Source organism: Sphingomonas sp. SL1004, assembly GCF_057815015.1.
On record NZ_JBYMUX010000001.1, the window covers coordinates 2,065,685 to 2,082,947 of the forward strand.

Genomic DNA, 17,263 nt, shown 5'->3' on the forward strand with positions numbered 1-17,263 from the left:
TCACGGCGGAGGTGAGCGCGAGCCCACCCCCTGCCCCCTCCCGCTTGCGGGAGGGGGACGAAGCTTACTCCGAGTCTACCAGAACGATCTCGGCATCGTCTTGAGCCGTGATCGTCACCGTCTGGCCGCCCAGCAGCGCCGCTCCGTCGCGCGCGCCGAAGGTAGCGTCGCCGATCGTGATCGCGCCGGTCGCCGGCACCAGATACACGTGCCGTCCTTCATCGATCGCATAGTCGACACTGTCACCGGCCTTCAGCGTCGCCGCCAGCACCCGCGCGTTCGCGCGGATCGGCAGGGCATCGCCGTCACCCTCGAACCCACTGGCGAGCGTCACGAACTGCCCGGAGCGCTCGCCCTTCGGAAACGGCTTGGCACCCCAGCTCGGCGACCCGCCTTTGCGCGACGGCTCGATCCAGATCTGGAAGATCGTCGTCGTCTCGGGCTCCAGATTATATTCGGCGTGACGCACGCCGGAGCCCGCGCTCATCACCTGGACGTCGCCAGCCTCGGTACGGCCCTTGTTGCCGAGCGAATCCTGGTGCGTGATCGCACCGCTACGCACGTAGGTGATGATCTCCATGTCCTGGTGCGGATGCGGCGGAAAGCCCGAGTTCGCAGCGATCTGGTCGTCGTTCCAAACCCGGATCGCTCCCCATCCCATCCGCGCCGGATCATAATAGCTCGCAAACGAGAAATGATGACGGGCGTTCAGCCAGCCGTGGTCGGCATGACCAAGGCTGTCGAAGGGGCGGCGTTCAACTTTGTTCAAGGTCGTGGTCGTCATGATTGGTCTCCACTGGTTGAACCCTAGATAGGCGCTTCGATCATACCGTAAATAGAAACGCTGGAAACCGATCGTTTCGTTTGCTAGCAATCACGGAGAAACCCGGAGACCGATCCATGCGCCTGCCCGATCTCGAAGCCTGGGCGATCTTTGCCAGCGTCGTCGAGCATCGCTCGTTCAGCGCCGCCGCCGATGCGGTCGGGCTCAGCAAGGCAACCGTCTCCAAGGCGATCACCCGGCTGGAGGCGCATCTCGGCCAGTCGCTGTTCCACCGCACCTCGCGCCGGCTGGCGTTGACCGAAGCCGGCAAACCGCTTGCCGAACATGCCGCACGGATCCTTGCCGAAGCACGCGCCGCCGAGGAGTCCGCGCATGATTCGGCCAGCGCGCATACCGGCCGCGTCCGCCTCGCCGCGCCGATGAGTTTCGGCATCACCAACGTCGCGCCGATCCTGGCCGAATTCCTCGTTGCGCACCCGGGGATCGAGGTCGACCTGCATCTGTCCGATGCGCGCGTGGACATCGTCGCGGAAGGCTTCGACATTGCGCTCCGCATTGCCGAACTGCCCGATAGTTCGCTTCGTGCCCGCCGTCTGTGCAGTATCCAGGCGCACACCGTCGCGGCCCCCGGCTATCTCGCCAAGCACGGCACGCCGACCCATCCCGCGCAACTCGGCGAGCACAAGCTCTTCGGCTATTCCAACGTCGTCGGCCCGTGGCGCTTCCACGGTCCCGGCGGCGCCGACGTCTCGGTCCGCCTGCAAGGCCAACTCACCGCCAACAGTGGCGAAGCGCTCGTTCCCGCCTTGATTGCCGGCCTCGGCATCGCCCGCCTGCCCGATTTCATCATCGACGCGCACCTCGACAGCGGCGCGCTGGTGACCATCCTCGACGACTGGGCGCCCGCCAAGATCGGCCTCCACCTTCTCACCCCGCCCAGTCCGCTACGCCCCGCCCGCGTCGAGGCGCTGATCGACTTTCTCGGCAAACGGCTGCGCGATCCGGGGTAGAACGACACCCGGGTTCAGGCTGCCATCATCGCCCTCCCACAAGCGGCGCTGGTCCTACAATTTGACGTATATTCAGCCTGGTCCGCATCTTTTCATGAGTCTCGAGCGTCCCTGTGGTTACTTGTGTCGCCGTCGAAACCGGTTCGTCGATCTGATGCGAAACCGACAACGACCGAGGCCAACTTGCACGACACACTTACCGCGACGGAGTATGAACGGCTGGCCGATGCCGAACTGAACGCCGCCGCGATCGCGGCAAGTTTGCCCCTGCGCCGCGCCCATCTCGACCAAGCTGCCGTGTACGCTACGCTCAGCGAAACCATTCGTAGAGACGAACACGGCGATAGGGCCGGGTCGCCCCGCGACTAGTAGTCCCTAGGTCAATTACCTGTATCAATGCGTTCTAATATATTGATATAGCGTAATTTAACGGCTGGCGGGAGAATGGTGATGACGGAAGCGGGTCACCGGATCGAAATCGACCCCGCACGTGCGTTCATGCGCCTGACGCTATGGGGCGAGTGGGCAAATGCCCACAGCGACGACCTTGCCGTCGATCATGCCAAGGCGATCCACGACATGAAGTCCGCCGGCGTCCGCCACGGCGATTTCCTGACGCTCGTCGATATCCGCGAGAAGCTGCTGCACGAGCGCGTCCTGGTCGTCGAGTTCCAGAAGTCGTTCGCGGCGAACTCGCCGTCGCGCCGGACGGCGATCATCGTCGCGCCGCATCGTCCCACCTCGATGGCGGCGGAGATCGCGCCGCCCGGTCGCGTACGCATCGTTTATTCCGAGGCTGAAGCGATGGCGTGGCTGTTCGAAGCCGATCGCGACATGCTGTCCGGCGACTTTGAGACGCAGCGCGATCGAGTAGGCGTCGGCAAGGACTTGTAAGGAAATCAATGCCTCAAGACCGTCCGGACCGCCGCGCGCAACCAGACTTAAGTCGAAATTAACCTTTTGCCTTCAGATGTTGTGTGGTTAATGAATCGAAGTCGAGCCGCTGACATGGGGTGTCAGGCGGTGTCGCGAACAGGGGACGACGCATGCGGGTGCTGCTGATCGAGGACGAGCCGACCACGGCGACGGCTATCGAGTTGATGCTGACGACCGAAGGGTTCAACGTCTACATCACCGATCTCGGGGAAGAAGGCCTCGATCTGGGCAAGCTGTATGATTACGATATCATCCTGCTCGATCTGAACCTGCCCGACATGCACGGCTATGACGTGCTGAAGCGTCTGCGGGTCGCGCGCGTGTCGACGCCGGTGCTGATCCTGTCGGGCGTGAACGAGATGGACTCGAAGGTGCGGAGCTTCGGTTTCGGCGCCGACGACTATGTCACCAAGCCGTTCCACCGCGAGGAACTGGTCGCGCGCATCCACGCGGTCGTTCGCCGGTCGAAGGGCCATTCTCAGTCGGTCATCCGCACCGGCAAGCTCGCGGTCAACCTCGACGCGAAGACGGTCGAGGTCGATGGCAGCCGCGTCCATCTGACCGGCAAGGAATATGCAATGCTGGAGCTGCTGTCGCTCCGCAAGGGCACCACCTTGACCAAGGAAATGTTCCTCAACCACCTCTATGGCGGGATGGACGAGCCCGAGTTGAAGATCATCGACGTGTTCATCTGCAAGCTGCGCAAGAAGCTCAGCCTGGCGTGCGATGGCGAGAATTACATCGAGACTGTCTGGGGTCGCGGCTACGTCCTGCGCGAACCCGACGAAGCGCTCGAAGCCCAGGTCGCGTAACTCCCCTGTATTTCGGGAGCGCTTGAGGCCGCGGTACCGGGGGGTGCCGCGGCCTTTCCTGTTTGTGCGGAGGGGGCGGACTCCAAACTTATCCTCCCCCGCCAGGGGGAGGTGGCACCGAAGGTGACGGAGGGGGCGGTAAGCGCCCACATCTGCTGCGTGCCCTCCCCCTTCGTCTGGCAAGAGCCAGCCACCTCCCCCTTGCGGGGGAGGATCGAAGATCTGACCTACTTCTTCCGCCGCAGCCGACGGAACAGCCCGCGCTTGCTGAGCGTCTCGAACATCTCCTGCGGGCCTTCCGGATCGAGCACCTCGTTATCCGCCAGCCATTCCTCGACCGAGGTCAGGTCCGGCACCTCGTAAGGCTGCAATGTCTTGCCCTCGCCGCGCAGCCGCTCGATCGTCTCGATCAACGAGCCCGTCTCCGCGATCAGGTCGCTGACGACCTTTGGTTCGACGCCCAGATGCTCCGCGATCAGCCCGTCGCGGATCGCGACGATCCCCTTCGACGTCGCCGCGTCGGTTGCGCGGATCGCCAGGTCGCATTCGGTATCGAGCCGCAGCGAGCGGTTGTTCACGTTCGACGATCCGAGCCGGAACACTTCCTCGTCGGCGATCAGGATCTTGGCATGGCAATAGATCGCCTCGCCGTCCTTGGTGAACGGATGATACATCCGCAGCCGGTTGTGCGTGTCGCGCCGGTGCAGCGCCTCCATCAGCCGGGCCCGCGCGGTATCCATCGCGATCGGCTCGAGCCAGCCCTGCGCGGTGGTCGGGTTGATGATGACGATCTCGGGACCGTCCGCCTCGTCGAGCCGCTTCGCCACCGCCTCGGCGATCTTGCGCGAGGCGAAATACTGGCTTTCGATATACAGGTGTTTCTTCGCGCGCGCGATCTGGCCGAGGAACAGCGCTTCGCTTTCGTACACCGGCTCCTGGTCGGACATCTCGGGCTCGCTCCGGGCGATCGCCACGTCGACGTCGCGGAAATCGACCTGCAGCCCCTCCGGCCAGAACTTGCTGCCGGGTTTGCCCGCCGCCATCTTCATGCCCCCGGCGAGATGCCAGCGGCGGCGGAACAGTTCGCCCAGCGCATGCGCGACGGGGCCCTGCACCGCGCTGATCGCGTCGTGCCACGGCTTGTACGGCTTGCCCGATGGCTGGATCCGGTGCGGATCGTCGTCACGGTGGTCACGCGTGTCCCAGCGATCGCCGGTCATGTCGATGCCGCCGCAAAACGCCAGCGCATCGTCGATGATGACGATCTTCTGGTGGTGCGACGCCGCCGTCGGATGATGGCCGTCGAGCTTGGTATGGATGCGCTTGTGCTTCATCCATTTCATCATCGTGAAGATCGTCGAGCCGCGGAACAGCGACTTGATCGCACCGGTATCCCAGCGCAGCAGGAACACCTCGAGTTCAGGCTCGCGCTCGACTAGCCACAGCATGAAGTCGCCGAGCTTCTTGGGTTCACCCGGCCGATCGACGCCGGGTTCGAGCTCGATGCGCGCGTCGAAATCCCATCCGATCAACAGGATACGGCGCTTGGCCCCCATCATCGCGACGCGCGCGGTACGGAAATAGTCCGCGGCATCGACGATCACCGCCATCTGCTCGGCACGCTCGACCCGCCAGCATTCCGTCCCGATCTGCATTCGCATCCCTTTGTTTGCCCGTCGGCAGTACCCGCGGCCACGCGATTGGTTGCGGATGCACCCTGTATCGCCGCCCCCCGCGCGCCTATCTAACGCGCGCATGCTTCCTCCTACCCAGCCTCCCGCCCAGCGCAAGGTGATCCATGTCGACATGGATGCCTTCTACGCCTCGGTCGAGCAGCGCGACGATCCTTCGCTGCGGGGCAGGCCGGTCGCGGTCGGTGGATCGCGCGCACGCGGCGTGGTGGCGGCGGCAAGCTACGAGGCGCGCGCGTTCGGCGTGCGCAGCGCGATGCCGTCGGTCACCGCGATCCGGCGCTGCCCCGACCTGGTGTTCGTGCCGCCGCGGTTCGACGTGTACCGCGGCGTCTCCGATCAGATCCGCGCGATCTTCGCCGATTACACCGCACTGATCGAACCGCTGTCGCTCGACGAGGCGTATCTCGACGTGACGGAGGACATTCGGGGCCTGGGCACCGCGGCGGCGATCGCCGAGGAAATCCGCGCCAGGATCAAGGCGGATACGGGCCTCACCGCGTCGGCGGGCGTGAGCTACAACAAGTTCATCGCCAAGCTCGCGTCGGACCAGAACAAGCCCGACGGGATCTGCATCATCACGCCGAAGCGCGGCGCCGCCTTCGTGCAGTCGCTGCCGGTCAAGCGCTTCCACGGCGTCGGCCCGGTGACCGCGCAGAAGATGGAACGGCTGGGGATCCTGACCGGCGCCGACCTGTTCGCACAGACCCTCACGTTCCTCCAGGCGCATTTCGGCAGCTATGCGGAGTATCTCCACGGCGCCGCGCGGGGGATCGACCACCGCCCGGTTCGGGTCGACCGCGCGGCGAAGTCGGTCGGCGCGGAACGCACCTTCGAGACGAACCTGAGCGAACCGGAGGATTTGCGCGCAGCGCTCGAGCGGGTGGCGGATGCGGCGTGGGTACGGATCGAAAAACACGGTACGCGCGGCCGGACGATCACGTTGAAGCTCCGCCACGCCGATTTTCGCACCATCACGCGCGCACGTTCCTCGATGGCAGCGGTGACCGACAAGGCGGCGTTCCTGGCGGCGGGGCTGGAATTGCTCATGGCGCAATTGCCGGTGCCGGATGGGGTCAGGCTGCTCGGCCTGACGCTGTCGGGTATCGTGGATGACGAGGACGAAGTGCAGCCGAGCCTGCTATGATCGGCTCCCTCTCCCCGTCAGGGTGAGGGCGCCGAGAAGTGCTTTCGCCGTAGACGATCGTTGACGCCGCGTTTACCATTCCTCGCAGGGATAGGGAGGCACGGCGATCGAACCTTGGTTCATCATGGCGATCGTTTTGAGTGCGGCGGGCTACGCGATCTACCTCGCGGGACTGCAACGCCACCTCGTCGAGCCCAACCGCGCCTCGTGGCTCATCTGGAGCGCCGCCACCGGGATCGAGGCTGCGACCTACGCCGCGGTCAATCCCTACGCCCCGCAAAGCTGGATCTTCGGACTGTCCGCCCTCGCCTGCATCATGGTGACCCTGGTGATGTGGCGACGGTCTCGGTGGCGCGCACCGACGCCGAGCGAGACCGTCTGCATGATCGTCGCATTCGCCGCGATCACCTTGTGGACGGCATTCCATGAGGCGTTCTGGGCGCATATGCTCGTCGTGGCGGCGGTGCCGATCAGCTTTTTGCCGACCTGGCAAAGCGTGTGGGAGGATCGTGCCCGCGAACGCTCGCCTGCCTGGGGTCTCTGGACGCTGGGCGATCTCGCCACGCTGCTGTTGGCGACGCGCACCGCCGGTTCCGGGATCGGCGAATATGGCTATATCCTGGTCGAGTTGCTCTGCCATGCGAGCGTGTGGTTCATGGTGGGGCTCGCGACGATCAATCCGGTGCGCTCGTTCGGCCTGCGCCGCGGCCGTTTCTTCGTGCTCGATGCCTACCGCCCGGCGGCAAACCTGTTCGCGGTCGGCGAGACGCATCTGGGCAAGGCGGTATACGCCGCCGCTGGCTTCGCCGCGGGCGAGACGGTGATCCGCTTCTCGGGTCGTCGGGTCAGCGCGGACCGGGTCCCGGCACTGATGCAGGGCACCGACGATCGCTTCGTGCAGATCACCGCCGACAGCTTCATGGGGCCGTCCGGGCGCGTCGATGACCTGATCAACCACAGTTGCGCGCCGAACACGGGGCTGAGGTTCGCCAACGACGGCGTGTTCCTGGTCGCGATCCGCGACATCGCGCCGGGCGAGGAGATCGCCTGGGATTATTCGACGACGCTGTCGCAACCGCGCTGGCGGATGCCTTGCGCGTGCGGGAGCGGGGCATGCCGTGGGACGATTGGCGGGTTCGAAAGCCTGCCCATCGAGCGGCAGCAATGGTTCCTCGAGCACGACATGGTCGCGCCGTATCTGCGCGCAGTGGCGCGAGTGGACCGGGCGGCGTGAACTCGATCCTTCCCTGCAACGTGCAGAATTAAAGGCCTAAGCCGCCGCGGCAATCTCCACACTACCCGCGTTCAGCGTCAGGATCGCGACTGCGCCGAGCCCCGGCCCATCGCTCTCCAGCCGCAGCGAACCTTCCATCGCGTTCATCGAATTTGCGCACCAGTGGAGGCCCAGCCCGCCCGACTTGTGCGCCCGCGTCGAGAATCCGCGCTGGAACAATGTCGCCGCAACTTCCTGCGAAAACCCCTCGCCGTCGTCCCTGATCGCGATCGTCACGCGCCCATTCACCTCGGTGATCGACGCCGCGATCGACCCACTCCCCAGCCCCCGCGCAACGATCGATTCGGCCGCATTGCCAAACAGATTGCCGATCACCTGGCTCAGGATCACGCGGCTTGCCATCACCATGTTCGGCCCGGCGGGGAAGCTGAAGGCAATCGACGCGCTCTGCGAATAGCGCGCGATCGTCGCGTTGCGAGCGATGATGTCGGTGACGTCGCACACCTCCAGCGTCGGCCGCTCATGCGCCGCCCTCTGCTGTTGGCCGATGATCTCCAGCACATGCGCCATCGCTTCGCGGCCGATCGTGAGTTCGCGCCTGGTCGCCTCGCGATTGCTCGCCTCCGCCTCGATCGCCGCGGCGACGAACGCCACGAGCTTGTGGCGGCGTACCTCGGGTATCTCGCCACGCGCGAGTTCGGCGATCGCGCGATCGAGCGTGGCGCGGTCGATCGGCGCGGGCTGCGCGATCCCCTGGCTCAGGATCGTGCTGATCGGGTTCAGCGCGTTGCGGACGTTGTGCATCACCGCGACCGCGCTTTCGCTGCGCCCGAGATCGAACGACTGCACCTCGATCTGTTCGCGCAGATCCTTCAGCTGGCGCAGCATCGCATTGAAGCTGCGGCCGAGCGAGCCGATCTCGTCACGTCGTCCATCCTCCTCTAGAAGCGCGAGCGAGCCCGACGCGCGAACCCGCTGCATGTGCCCCTCGACACGGTGGAGCGGGCGCAGCACCAGCCGCTCGATCATCCGCCGCAACACGATCAGCACGAGCAGCAACAGGATCGTCGAGCCCGCGACCGCCAGCAACAGCATGCGCCGCCCGAGCAGCGATACGTCGCGCGGCACGCTGAACCGCGTGCTGGCGACAGCATGGCCATCGGCCCCCGTCATCGGTACCGCGATCGTCAGCTTCGACGTGCTCGGCGTCACCGCCTCGCGGTCGCCGCTCGTCGCGAGATTGATCGTCGCATTCAGTTGCAGCAGGTCCGAAATCTGTTTCGCGGTGATGACTCGCGCCATCAGCACATAGCCGCGCGTCGCCCCGCTGCCATCCGAACGACGGACCTGCGCCACCCCGATCGCCGCGACGCTGTCGCCGACCCGCGCGTAGAACCTCCCCGAGCTTCGCCCGCCGAGCACGCGCGCCAGGTTCGTATGGCCGATCGTCGCGATCAGCTGGTCGCGCATGCCCGAACGCTCCGCACCGCTGGTCGGATCGCGCCAGCGGGCGATGACGATACGTCCGTCGCTCGCCACATACGCCATGCCGTGCACGCCGATATTGCTCATCGCGAGCGGCGAAAAGCTCTCGCGTTCGAACCGCGCATCGGGATGCGCCATGTACGCATAGCTGTCGTTCCAGTCGCCATAATCGCGCACCGCGCTCTCGACCTTGGCGGCATATTCGGACAGCGCCGCGCGCGTACGCTCGACATGCGCGGCGATCGCCTTGTCCTCGAGCTTGGTGAAGCTCGGCGTGATGATCGTCGCCAGCAGGAGCGTGACCGCAACCGCCGCGATCAGGCCGACCGCGGTCATGATCAGCACCAGCTTGGCACCGAGCGACGTACGGCTCCGCATCCGCCCGAACTGCAGCCCGAGCGTCGCCGGAAGACGGCCTCTGCCGCTGTTCGGCATCAGCCGAGCGTCCCGGTGCCCAGCTTGCGCGGCGCCATCGGCAGGTCGCCCGCGGTGTCGTCCGCGCCGCCCATGAACCGCGCATTCGCCATGTCGAGCGCGATCGCGGCGCTGACCGGCCGCGAGAAATAATAGCCCTGGAGATGACTGGCACCGGCTAGCCGCAGCGCCTGGACCTGCGCCTCGGTTTCGACGCCCTCCGCGATGACGCCTAACCCGAGCGCACGGCCGAGATGGATGATCGAGTGGACGATCGCCGCGCTCTCGCGCTCACGGCCCATGCCATCGATGAACGAGCGGTCGATCTTGAGGCAGTCGAGCGCGAACTTGCGGATATTGTAGAGGCTCGAATAGCCCGTCCCGAAATCGTCCAGCGCGATCCTGAAGCCCATCTGGCGCAGCTTGTAGAGTGTCTCGGCGGCACGCTCGGCATCGTCGAAGATCGCGGTCTCGGTGATCTCGATCTGCAGCCGCGCGGGTGCGATACCGGCGCGCTGGACGCTCTCCATGATATGGCCGACGAAGTTGTGACGCCGGAACTGGCGGGGAGAGAAATTGACGGAGACATATTGCCCCGGCCATTGCTTCAGCACCTCCAGCGCCTCGCGCAGCACCCAGTCGCCGAGTTCGTGGATGAGGTTCGATTCCTCGGCGATCGGGATGAAGGTCGCCGGGCTCATCGGCCCGTATTCCTGCGTATTCCAGCGGACCAGCGCCTCGAACCCGACCACTTCGATCACGTCGCGCGACACGATCGGCTGGTAGACCAGGCTCAGCTCGCCCTTGACGATCGCCTGGCTCAGCCCGCCCTCGACGCGGCGCCGGAAGCGGATGCCCTCGTCCATGCTTTCGTCGAACAGCCGGACGATGCCCCGCCCGCCGCGCTTGGCATCGTTGAGTGCTAGGTCGGAGCGACGCATGACGTCGACCGGATCACGCCCCTGCCCGCCTTCGGTGACGACCAGCCCCGCGGACGCGCCGCCCTGCACCGAATTGCCGAACACCTGGACGCTGACCGAGCACGCCGCGACGATCCGATCGCAGGCCATAACCGCATCCGCCTCACCCGACGTCTCGAACAGGATACCGAATTCGTCGCCCCCAAGTCGCGCGACCAGCGCGTTCTCGGGTGCCGATCGGTTGAGGATGCCGCAGACCTCGCGGATCAACGCGTCGCCCGCCAGATGCCCGAGCGTATCGTTGACCAGCTTGAACCGATCGAGATCGACCATCACCGTCGCAAATAGCCCCGACGCCTTGGTCCGTTCGGCAAGTGCGCGCAGGAACGCGAGCCGGTTGGGCGCATCGGTCAGGGAATCATGCGTCGCGATATGGATCGCGCGGCTCTCGTTCGCGGCCAGTTCGGCGCTCTGCTCCTCGAGCAGCAGCACCTGCGCGGCGAGCAGGTCGCGCGTCGACCTGAGCTCGCGATCGATCTCCCAGCGGCGCGCGAGCGCGGTCGCGGTCTGCGTGATCTCAGCGACCTCGAACGGCTTGGCGATATAGAAGATCTTGTCGGCCGGCCCGGCGACCTTGCTGATCTCGACCGGCGAGAAGTCCGAAAAGCCGGTGACGATGACGAGGTTGATCTCGGGGTCGAGCGCGCGGATGCGCTTGGCGGTCTCGCGTCCGTCGATGCCGGGCGGCATCCGGACATCGATGAATGCGACCGCGAACGGATCGCCGTGCGCCAGCGACGCCTCGACCGCGGCAACGCCGTCGAGCCCCTGGCTGCAGTGCGTCAGCGCGAAATCGGGACCGTCGTCGACCTCGGGAGTGTCGTCACCGAACAATTCGGCGGCCATCGCACCCAGCGCATCGCCGCCGCTCGACCGCTGACCGGCGAAGCTGCGCCGGTAGCTGTCGTGCATCGCCGGCTCGTCGTCCACGATCAGAATGCGCATCGAATAACCGCTCCTCGTTGGCATCCCATCCGCGGTCTGGCGGTGTACGGGATACCCTTCGCTATCGCAGCGAGCGGTAACGGAATGCGGTTAAGACGCCGTAAACGACGTTTCCAACTGGTGCCCCAGAGCCTGTGCTCCAAGCACTATAGCGCCCAGTGGCCCCGCATTGTTCCCCAGCGCCGGTGGCACGATGAAGGTATCGGTCAGCGCGACCTCGGGAAGCGTGATGTAGCCGCCCAGGCTGCGCGTCATCGCTGCTCGCACCCGCGGAAAAAGATGCGATGCGCCCATCACGCCGCCGCCCATGACGATCCGCCGCGGAATGCCGGTCAGGACGAGCGTGTGGCACAATTGACCCAGCGCGTCGGCGACGCCGTCCCACACCGGATGATCCGCGGGAGCCTCGTCGGCCGGGAACCCGATCCGCGCGGCGATCGCGGGGCCCGCGACGAGGCCCTCGACGCATGCACCGTGAAACGGGCAATTGCCGATCCAGTCGTCGCCGTGGAAGCGCGCGGGGCGGATATGGCCGAGCTCGGAATGCGTCAGGCCGTCGACCGGACGGTTGCCCGCGATCATCCCCGCGCCGACGCCGGTGCCGACCGTGACATAGGCGATGTCCGGCAAGCCCTTCGCCGCACCCCAGAACGCCTCGGCCAGTGCGGCGCCGACGACGTCGCTATGGAACCCGGTCGGTACGCCATAGCGCGCCTTCAGCCGTCCCGCGACGTCGGTGCCGGCCCAGCCAGGCTTGGGCGTCGATGTGATGTGGCCGTAATCGTGCGAATGGCGATCGATCGAGACCGGACCGAAACTGGCGATGCCGATCGCGACGAATCCGCTCCACCGATCGAGCACCGCTTCGATCGCCGCGAGCGTCTCTTCCGGCCGCGTGGTCGGGATACGGACGGTTTCCTCGATCTGGTCGGGTCCGCGCGCAAGAATGCAGATGCATTTCGTGCCGCCAAGCTCGATACCTGCGACCAGAGGTGCTTCCGTCATCCCGAACTCCCAACACGTTGTTGCAGCCCGCTTCCTTTGCCGGGCCGCCCGCGTCAAGACCCTGGCCGATTCCGATTACCGTGAATGAGGATTTCGTGCGCTGTCGATCTGCGAGATCGTGCGTTATGCTGATCGAGTTCACCCGAACAGACAGGAATTTCCGATGGCGAAGAAACCCGCAAAGCTGCCGAAAGCCGACACCGCCGATAACGGTGGCGTCTCGGTCGAGGCCCAGCCGCAGTACAAGGTCGAGTATCGCGAGATCCAGCCCTACGGCACGCTCAAGCGCCTGCCGATCGCACTCGAGGACAATGCCCGCGCGCAAAGCGTGGCGACGTTGAACCAGGTTCTCGCCGACACGATGACGATCCGCGACATGTACAAGAAGCATCATTGGCAGATGTCGGGCGCGACCTTCTATCAACTGCACCTGTTGCTGGACAAGCATTACGAGGAGCAGGCCGCGCTCGTCGATCTGATCGCCGAGCGGATCATGGCACTCGGCGGCATTTCGATCGCGATGGCGCCCGATGTCGCCGAGATGACGACGATCCCCCGTCCACCCAAGGGCCGCGAAGACGTGCCGACGCAGCTCGCCCGCCTGCTCGAAGCGCACGAGATCATCCTGCGACAGGCGCATGAAGGCGCGGAGGCAGCAGACGAGTCCGGCGACGATGGCACGAACGACCTGCTGGTAAGCAACATCATCCGCACCCACGAACCGCAAGTGTGGTTCCTGGCCGAGCATCTCGCCGCCACCGAACTGGTTCGCGGCGACAAGTAAGCGACGCGGGAGATGACTGGGTGCGCTCGCCTACCGGCGGGCGCACCTCTTGCCGTCACCGCGCGATCAAGACGGTGCGACGGCGCGTTTCCCAGCCTTCGCGTTCGAGTTCCGGACGATCGGCCTCACCGTCGGGATACCCCAAACACACATACCCGACGAAGCGCCAGTGCGGCGGCACGTCCAGAGCCGCGTTCATCGTCGCCGGATCGAGGATCGATACCCATCCCAGTCCGACGCCGTGCGCGCGTGCCACAAGCCACAGGCTGTGGATCGCGATCACCGCCGAAAACGCAACGGCTTCCGGCATGGACTGCCGTCCCAGCCCATGGCCTTGGCTCGGATCGGGCTCGACGAATACCGCAAGCTGACACGGCGCGTTGTCCAGCCCGGCGAGCTTCAGTCGGGCGTAGATGGTCGCCCGGGTCTCTCCCTGCGCTGCCAAAGCCGCGGCATTGCATGCGGCGAAGTTCGCCCGCACCGCCATGCGCCGCGCCGGATCGTCGACGGCGACGAACCGCCACGGTTGGCTGAGCCCGACCGAAGGCGCGGTATCGGCGACCTCCAGCAACCGTTCGAGCATACCGATCGGCAAAGCGTCGCAACGGAAATGGCGGACGTCACGACGCCATCGGAACACCGTTTCGAGCTGCTCGCAGAACTCCGTCTCGAACACCGGCGCGACAGCCGTTGCCGCGATCTCGAGGCCGGAGTTCGGAATGGGCGCGGACAGCACCCGTGGCACTGCCGCACCCGCCCTCATGACCCTGCTCCCGTCATTCGGTGCTCGACTATTCGACCGTGACGCTCTTCGCCAGATTGCGTGGTTGATCGACGTCCGTGCCCTTCAGCACGGCGACGTGATACGCCAGCAACTGCACTGGCACCGCGTACACCAAAGGTGCGATCAGCGGATGGACCTTGGGCATCGTGATCGTCGCCATGCAGCCTTCGCCGGCGGCCTGGATGCCGTCATAGTCCGAGATCAGCACGACCTTGCCGCCGCGCGCCATGACTTCCTGCATGTTGCTGATCGTCTTGTCGAACAGCGGGCCCGACGGTGCGATGACGATCACGGGCACGTGCTCGTCGATCAGCGCGATCGGGCCGTGCTTCATTTCACCGGCGGCATAGCCCTCGGCGTGGATGTAGCTGATTTCCTTCAGTTTCAGCGCGCCTTCGAGCGCAAGGGGGTAATCCGTCCCGCGCCCCAGATACAGCACGTCGCGCGCGCCGGCGATGTTGTGCGCCATGGCCTCGATCGCTTCGTCATACGCGAGCGCACCGTTGAGCGCGGCCGGTGCCTCGGCAAGATGGCGAACGATATCCCGCTCCTGCTCGGGCGTCAGCAAGCCCTTTGCATGTGCCAGGTTGGCGGCCAGAGCGGCGAGCACGGCAAGCTGGCAGGTGAACGCCTTGGTCGAGGCGACGCCGATCTCGGGCCCGGCATGCGTCGGCAGCAACAGGTCCGCCTCGCGCGCCATCGAACTGGTCGGCACGTTGACGACGACCGCGATCTTCTGCCCTTCGGCCTTGGCATGGCGAAGGGCGGCCAGCGTGTCCGCGGTCTCGCCCGATTGCGAGATGAACAGCGCGAGGCCGCCATCTTCCATCACCGGTGCGCGGTAACGGAATTCGGACGCGACATCGAGATCGACCGGCACGCGCGCGAACTGCTCGAACCAGTATTTGGCGACCATGCCGGCGTAGAAGCTCGTCCCACACGCGACGATCGTCACGCGCTTGATCGTCGACAGATCGAATTCCGGAATCGGCAGCGAGACCTCGCCTTCCATCCGCTTCAGGTACGAGCGGAGCGTCTGCGCCACGACGATCGGCTGCTCGTAGATCTCCTTCAGCATGTAATGCTTGTGGTTGCCCTTCGAGATCACCTCGCCAGTGACGCCCGAGATCGTGATCGTACGCTCGACCGGCACATTGCCGCGATCATAGACCTGCGCACCGTCGCGCGTGAGCACGACCCAATCGCCCTCGTCGAGATACGCGATCCTCTGCGTGAGGGGCGCGAGCGCGAGCGCATCGGAGCCGAGATACATCTCGCCGTCGCCGTGGCCGACGACCAGCGGCGAGCCGAGCCGCGCGCCGATCAGCAGGTCGGGATGCTGGCGAAACAGGATCGCGAGCGCGAACGCCCCGTGCAGCCGCGGCAGGATCTCACGGACGGCCGATACGGGATCGCTGCCGGCTTCGACCTTCTCGCTGATCAAATGCGCGACGACTTCGGTGTCGGTCTCGCTGGTGAACACGCGACCGCGGGCGATGAGTTCGTCGCGCAGCGGCTTGAAGTTCTCGATGATGCCGTTGTGGACCACCGCGACTTCGCCGGTCGCGTGCGGATGTGCGTTGTTGGTCGTAGGCCCGCCATGCGTCGCCCAGCGCGTATGGGCGATCCCGGTGCGACCGGGCAGAGGGTGCGCCGCGAGTTCGGTCGCGAGGTTTACGAGCTTGCCCGACGCGCGGCGCCGTTCGATCGCGCCGTCGTGATCGGTCGCGATGCCAGCCGAATCATAGCCGCGATATTCGAGCCGCTTGAGCCCGGCGAGCAGACGCTCTGCGACATCTTCGCCGCTCAGAATTCCAACGATGCCGCACATCTACATCTTACTCCGTAGAATCATTTTACTTGGCGGCCTTACGCGCCAACATCTTTTCACGAAAGCGCGCGGCCCAGCCGGCGCGCGCGATCTGCGGCGGACGAACCAGCGCGAGCGCATCGGCCTCCACGTCCTGCGTCACGACCGATCCCGCCGCGACGATCGCGCCGGCGCCGATCGTCACCGGGGCGACGAGCGCCGAGTTCGAGCCGATAAACGCGCCGGCCCCGATGACCGTGCGGTATTTGAAATAGCCGTCGTAATTGCAGGTGATAACGCCTGCGCCGATGTTCGATCCCGCGCCGATATCCGCGTCGCCGATATAGGTGAGGTGGCTGACCTTCGCCCCCTCGCCGATGACGGCCTTCTTGACCTCGACGAAATTGCCCACCTTGGCGTCCGCGTGCAGCTCGGCACCGGGGCGGAGGCGCGCGAACGGGCCGACACTGGCGCCCTTGCCGACGCTCGCCCCTTCGACATGGCTGAACGCGTGGATCGTCGCCCCGTCTTCGATCCGCGCACCGGGACCGAAGACGACGTTGGGCTCGATCACCACGTCGCGACCGAGCTGCGTATCGTGCGCGAACCAAACCGTGTCGGGCGCGATGAGCGTCACGCCGTCCACCATCGCCTGCGCGCGCCGCATCGCCTGCCACGCCCCCTCGACGATCGCGAGTTCGCCGCGGCTGTTGACGCCGGCTACCTCGTCCGCGCCGGTTTCGATGACGGCGGACGATCGGCCGTCGGCACCCGCCAGCCCGACGATATCGGTGAGATAATATTCGCCTGCCGCATTGTCGTTGCCGAGCCGGTCGAGCAGCGCGAACAGGTCGATCGAGCGTACCGCCATCAGCCCCGAGTTGCACAGCGTCACTGCCCGTTCGGCATCCGACGCGTCCTTATACTCGACGATCCGGTCCATTCGGCCCGCAGCGTCGGCGATGACGCGACCATAGGCGCCGGGATCCGCGGGCCGAAAGCCGAGCACCACGACGGCGGGCGCATCGTCGCCGTGCAATCGATCGATCATCCGCTGCATCGTCGCAGCCGTGACGAGAGGCACGTCGCCGTACAGGATCAGCACGTCGCCTTCGAATCCCGTCAGCGCCTCGCGTGCCTGCGCGACGGCGTGGCCGGTGCCCAGCTGCTCCGCCTGCAGCGCGGTGGCGATACCGAGCGGCGCGACCGCGGACTCGACCTGTTCGCGCCCTGCCCCGGTGACCACGACGGTCTTGGCAGGATGCAACGCCGCCGCGCTCGCAACCAGGTGCAACAGCATCGGCCGGCCAGCGATCGGGTGGAGAACCTTGTGCAGATCGGACTTCATCCGCGTGCCCTTGCCGGCAGCGAGGATCACGACCGCAACGGGATGGGCGGGAATCGGTTGGTCGGGAGAATGCGTCGTCATGGGATTTTCGCTG

At 65.7% G+C, this 17,263-nt stretch carries 15 protein-coding genes; 7 read left to right on the forward strand and 8 right to left on the reverse strand.

Translation table 11 applies throughout. The features are described 5' to 3' along the window. Nucleotides 1-64: 64 nt before the first annotated feature. Nucleotides 65-784 carry a pirin family protein gene (locus AC3D24_RS09265; RefSeq protein ID WP_489030029.1) on the reverse strand — a complete coding sequence of 240 codons (720 nt, stop codon included), beginning with the start codon at nucleotides 782-784 and terminating at the stop codon, nucleotides 65-67. Between the two features lie 116 nt (nucleotides 785-900). On the opposite strand from AC3D24_RS09265, the gene AC3D24_RS09270 reads away from it, so the two are divergent. From AC3D24_RS09270 to ctrA, 4 genes are all read left to right on the forward strand, one after another. After that, nucleotides 901-1,794 carry a LysR family transcriptional regulator gene (locus tag AC3D24_RS09270; RefSeq protein ID WP_489030030.1) on the forward strand — a complete coding sequence of 298 codons (894 nt, stop codon included), beginning with the start codon at nucleotides 901-903 and terminating at the stop codon, nucleotides 1,792-1,794. Nucleotides 1,795-1,977: 183 nt separating this feature from the next. Beyond that, nucleotides 1,978-2,163, forward strand: coding sequence for a hypothetical protein (locus tag AC3D24_RS09275; RefSeq protein WP_489030031.1), 186 nt, complete (start codon nucleotides 1,978-1,980; stop codon nucleotides 2,161-2,163). Nucleotides 2,164-2,244: 81 nt separating this feature from the next. Then, complete coding sequence (locus AC3D24_RS09280; RefSeq protein ID WP_489030032.1) at nucleotides 2,245-2,688, forward strand: hypothetical protein; 444 nt, start codon at nucleotides 2,245-2,247, stop codon at nucleotides 2,686-2,688. A gap of 152 nt (nucleotides 2,689-2,840) precedes the next feature. Beyond that, nucleotides 2,841-3,542, forward strand: a complete 702-nt coding sequence (gene ctrA, locus AC3D24_RS09285) for a response regulator transcription factor CtrA (protein ID WP_489030034.1) — start codon at nucleotides 2,841-2,843, stop codon at nucleotides 3,540-3,542. 227 nt (nucleotides 3,543-3,769) lie between these two features. On the opposite strand, the gene AC3D24_RS09290 is transcribed toward ctrA, so the two are convergent. Next, nucleotides 3,770-5,197 carry a phospholipase D-like domain-containing protein gene (locus AC3D24_RS09290; protein WP_489030036.1) on the reverse strand — a complete coding sequence of 476 codons (1,428 nt, stop codon included), beginning with the start codon at nucleotides 5,195-5,197 and terminating at the stop codon, nucleotides 3,770-3,772. Between the two features lie 100 nt (nucleotides 5,198-5,297). Here AC3D24_RS09290 and dinB point away from each other — a divergent pair, with 100 nt between their 5' ends. Beyond that, on the forward strand, nucleotides 5,298-6,380 hold the full coding sequence (gene dinB / locus AC3D24_RS09295) for a DNA polymerase IV (protein ID WP_489030038.1): 1,083 nt from the start codon (nucleotides 5,298-5,300) through the stop codon (nucleotides 6,378-6,380). Between the two features lie 124 nt (nucleotides 6,381-6,504). Continuing rightward, the gene (locus AC3D24_RS09300; RefSeq protein ID WP_489030040.1) at nucleotides 6,505-7,614 is read left to right on the forward strand and encodes an SET domain-containing protein; all 1,110 of its coding nucleotides are present in this window, start codon (nucleotides 6,505-6,507) and stop codon (nucleotides 7,612-7,614) included. A 36-nt stretch (nucleotides 7,615-7,650) separates the two neighbouring features. Here the strand turns inward: AC3D24_RS09300 and AC3D24_RS09305 are convergent, their stop codons facing one another. The 3 genes from AC3D24_RS09305 to AC3D24_RS09315 all read right to left on the reverse strand — a co-directional run bounded on the left by AC3D24_RS09305 (nucleotide 7,651) and on the right by AC3D24_RS09315 (nucleotide 12,443). After that, a complete protein-coding gene (locus tag AC3D24_RS09305) occupies nucleotides 7,651-9,534 on the reverse strand; it encodes a CHASE4 domain-containing protein (RefSeq protein ID WP_489030042.1) in 1,884 nt (627 codons plus the stop codon). Further along, nucleotides 9,534-11,438 (reverse strand): putative bifunctional diguanylate cyclase/phosphodiesterase, encoded by a 1,905-nt coding sequence (locus AC3D24_RS09310; protein WP_489030044.1) that lies wholly within the window; start codon nucleotides 11,436-11,438, stop codon nucleotides 9,534-9,536. Before AC3D24_RS09310 ends, AC3D24_RS09305 begins: the two co-directional genes overlap by 1 nt. 90 nt (nucleotides 11,439-11,528) lie before the next feature. Then, nucleotides 11,529-12,443 (reverse strand): ROK family protein, encoded by a 915-nt coding sequence (locus tag AC3D24_RS09315; RefSeq protein ID WP_489030045.1) that lies wholly within the window; start codon nucleotides 12,441-12,443, stop codon nucleotides 11,529-11,531. Nucleotides 12,444-12,606: 163 nt separating this feature from the next. On the opposite strand from AC3D24_RS09315, the gene AC3D24_RS09320 reads away from it, so the two are divergent. Continuing rightward, entirely contained in the window at nucleotides 12,607-13,227 is a 621-nt protein-coding gene (locus tag AC3D24_RS09320; RefSeq protein ID WP_489030047.1) for a Dps family protein, read from the forward strand. A 55-nt stretch (nucleotides 13,228-13,282) separates the two neighbouring features. Here AC3D24_RS09320 and bluB read toward each other — a convergent pair whose 3' ends face one another. The 3 genes from bluB to glmU are packed head-to-tail and all read right to left on the reverse strand — an operon-like array spanning nucleotide 13,283 to nucleotide 17,250. Continuing rightward, nucleotides 13,283-13,990, reverse strand: coding sequence for a 5,6-dimethylbenzimidazole synthase (gene bluB, locus AC3D24_RS09325; protein WP_489030049.1), 708 nt, complete (start codon nucleotides 13,988-13,990; stop codon nucleotides 13,283-13,285). 28 nt (nucleotides 13,991-14,018) lie between these two features. Continuing rightward, a complete protein-coding gene (gene glmS / locus AC3D24_RS09330; protein WP_489030051.1) occupies nucleotides 14,019-15,842 on the reverse strand; it encodes a glutamine--fructose-6-phosphate transaminase (isomerizing) in 1,824 nt (607 codons plus the stop codon). 25 nt (nucleotides 15,843-15,867) lie between these two features. Beyond that, complete coding sequence (gene glmU, locus AC3D24_RS09335) at nucleotides 15,868-17,250, reverse strand: bifunctional UDP-N-acetylglucosamine diphosphorylase/glucosamine-1-phosphate N-acetyltransferase GlmU (protein WP_489030053.1); 1,383 nt, start codon at nucleotides 17,248-17,250, stop codon at nucleotides 15,868-15,870. Nucleotides 17,251-17,263 lie beyond the last annotated feature (13 nt).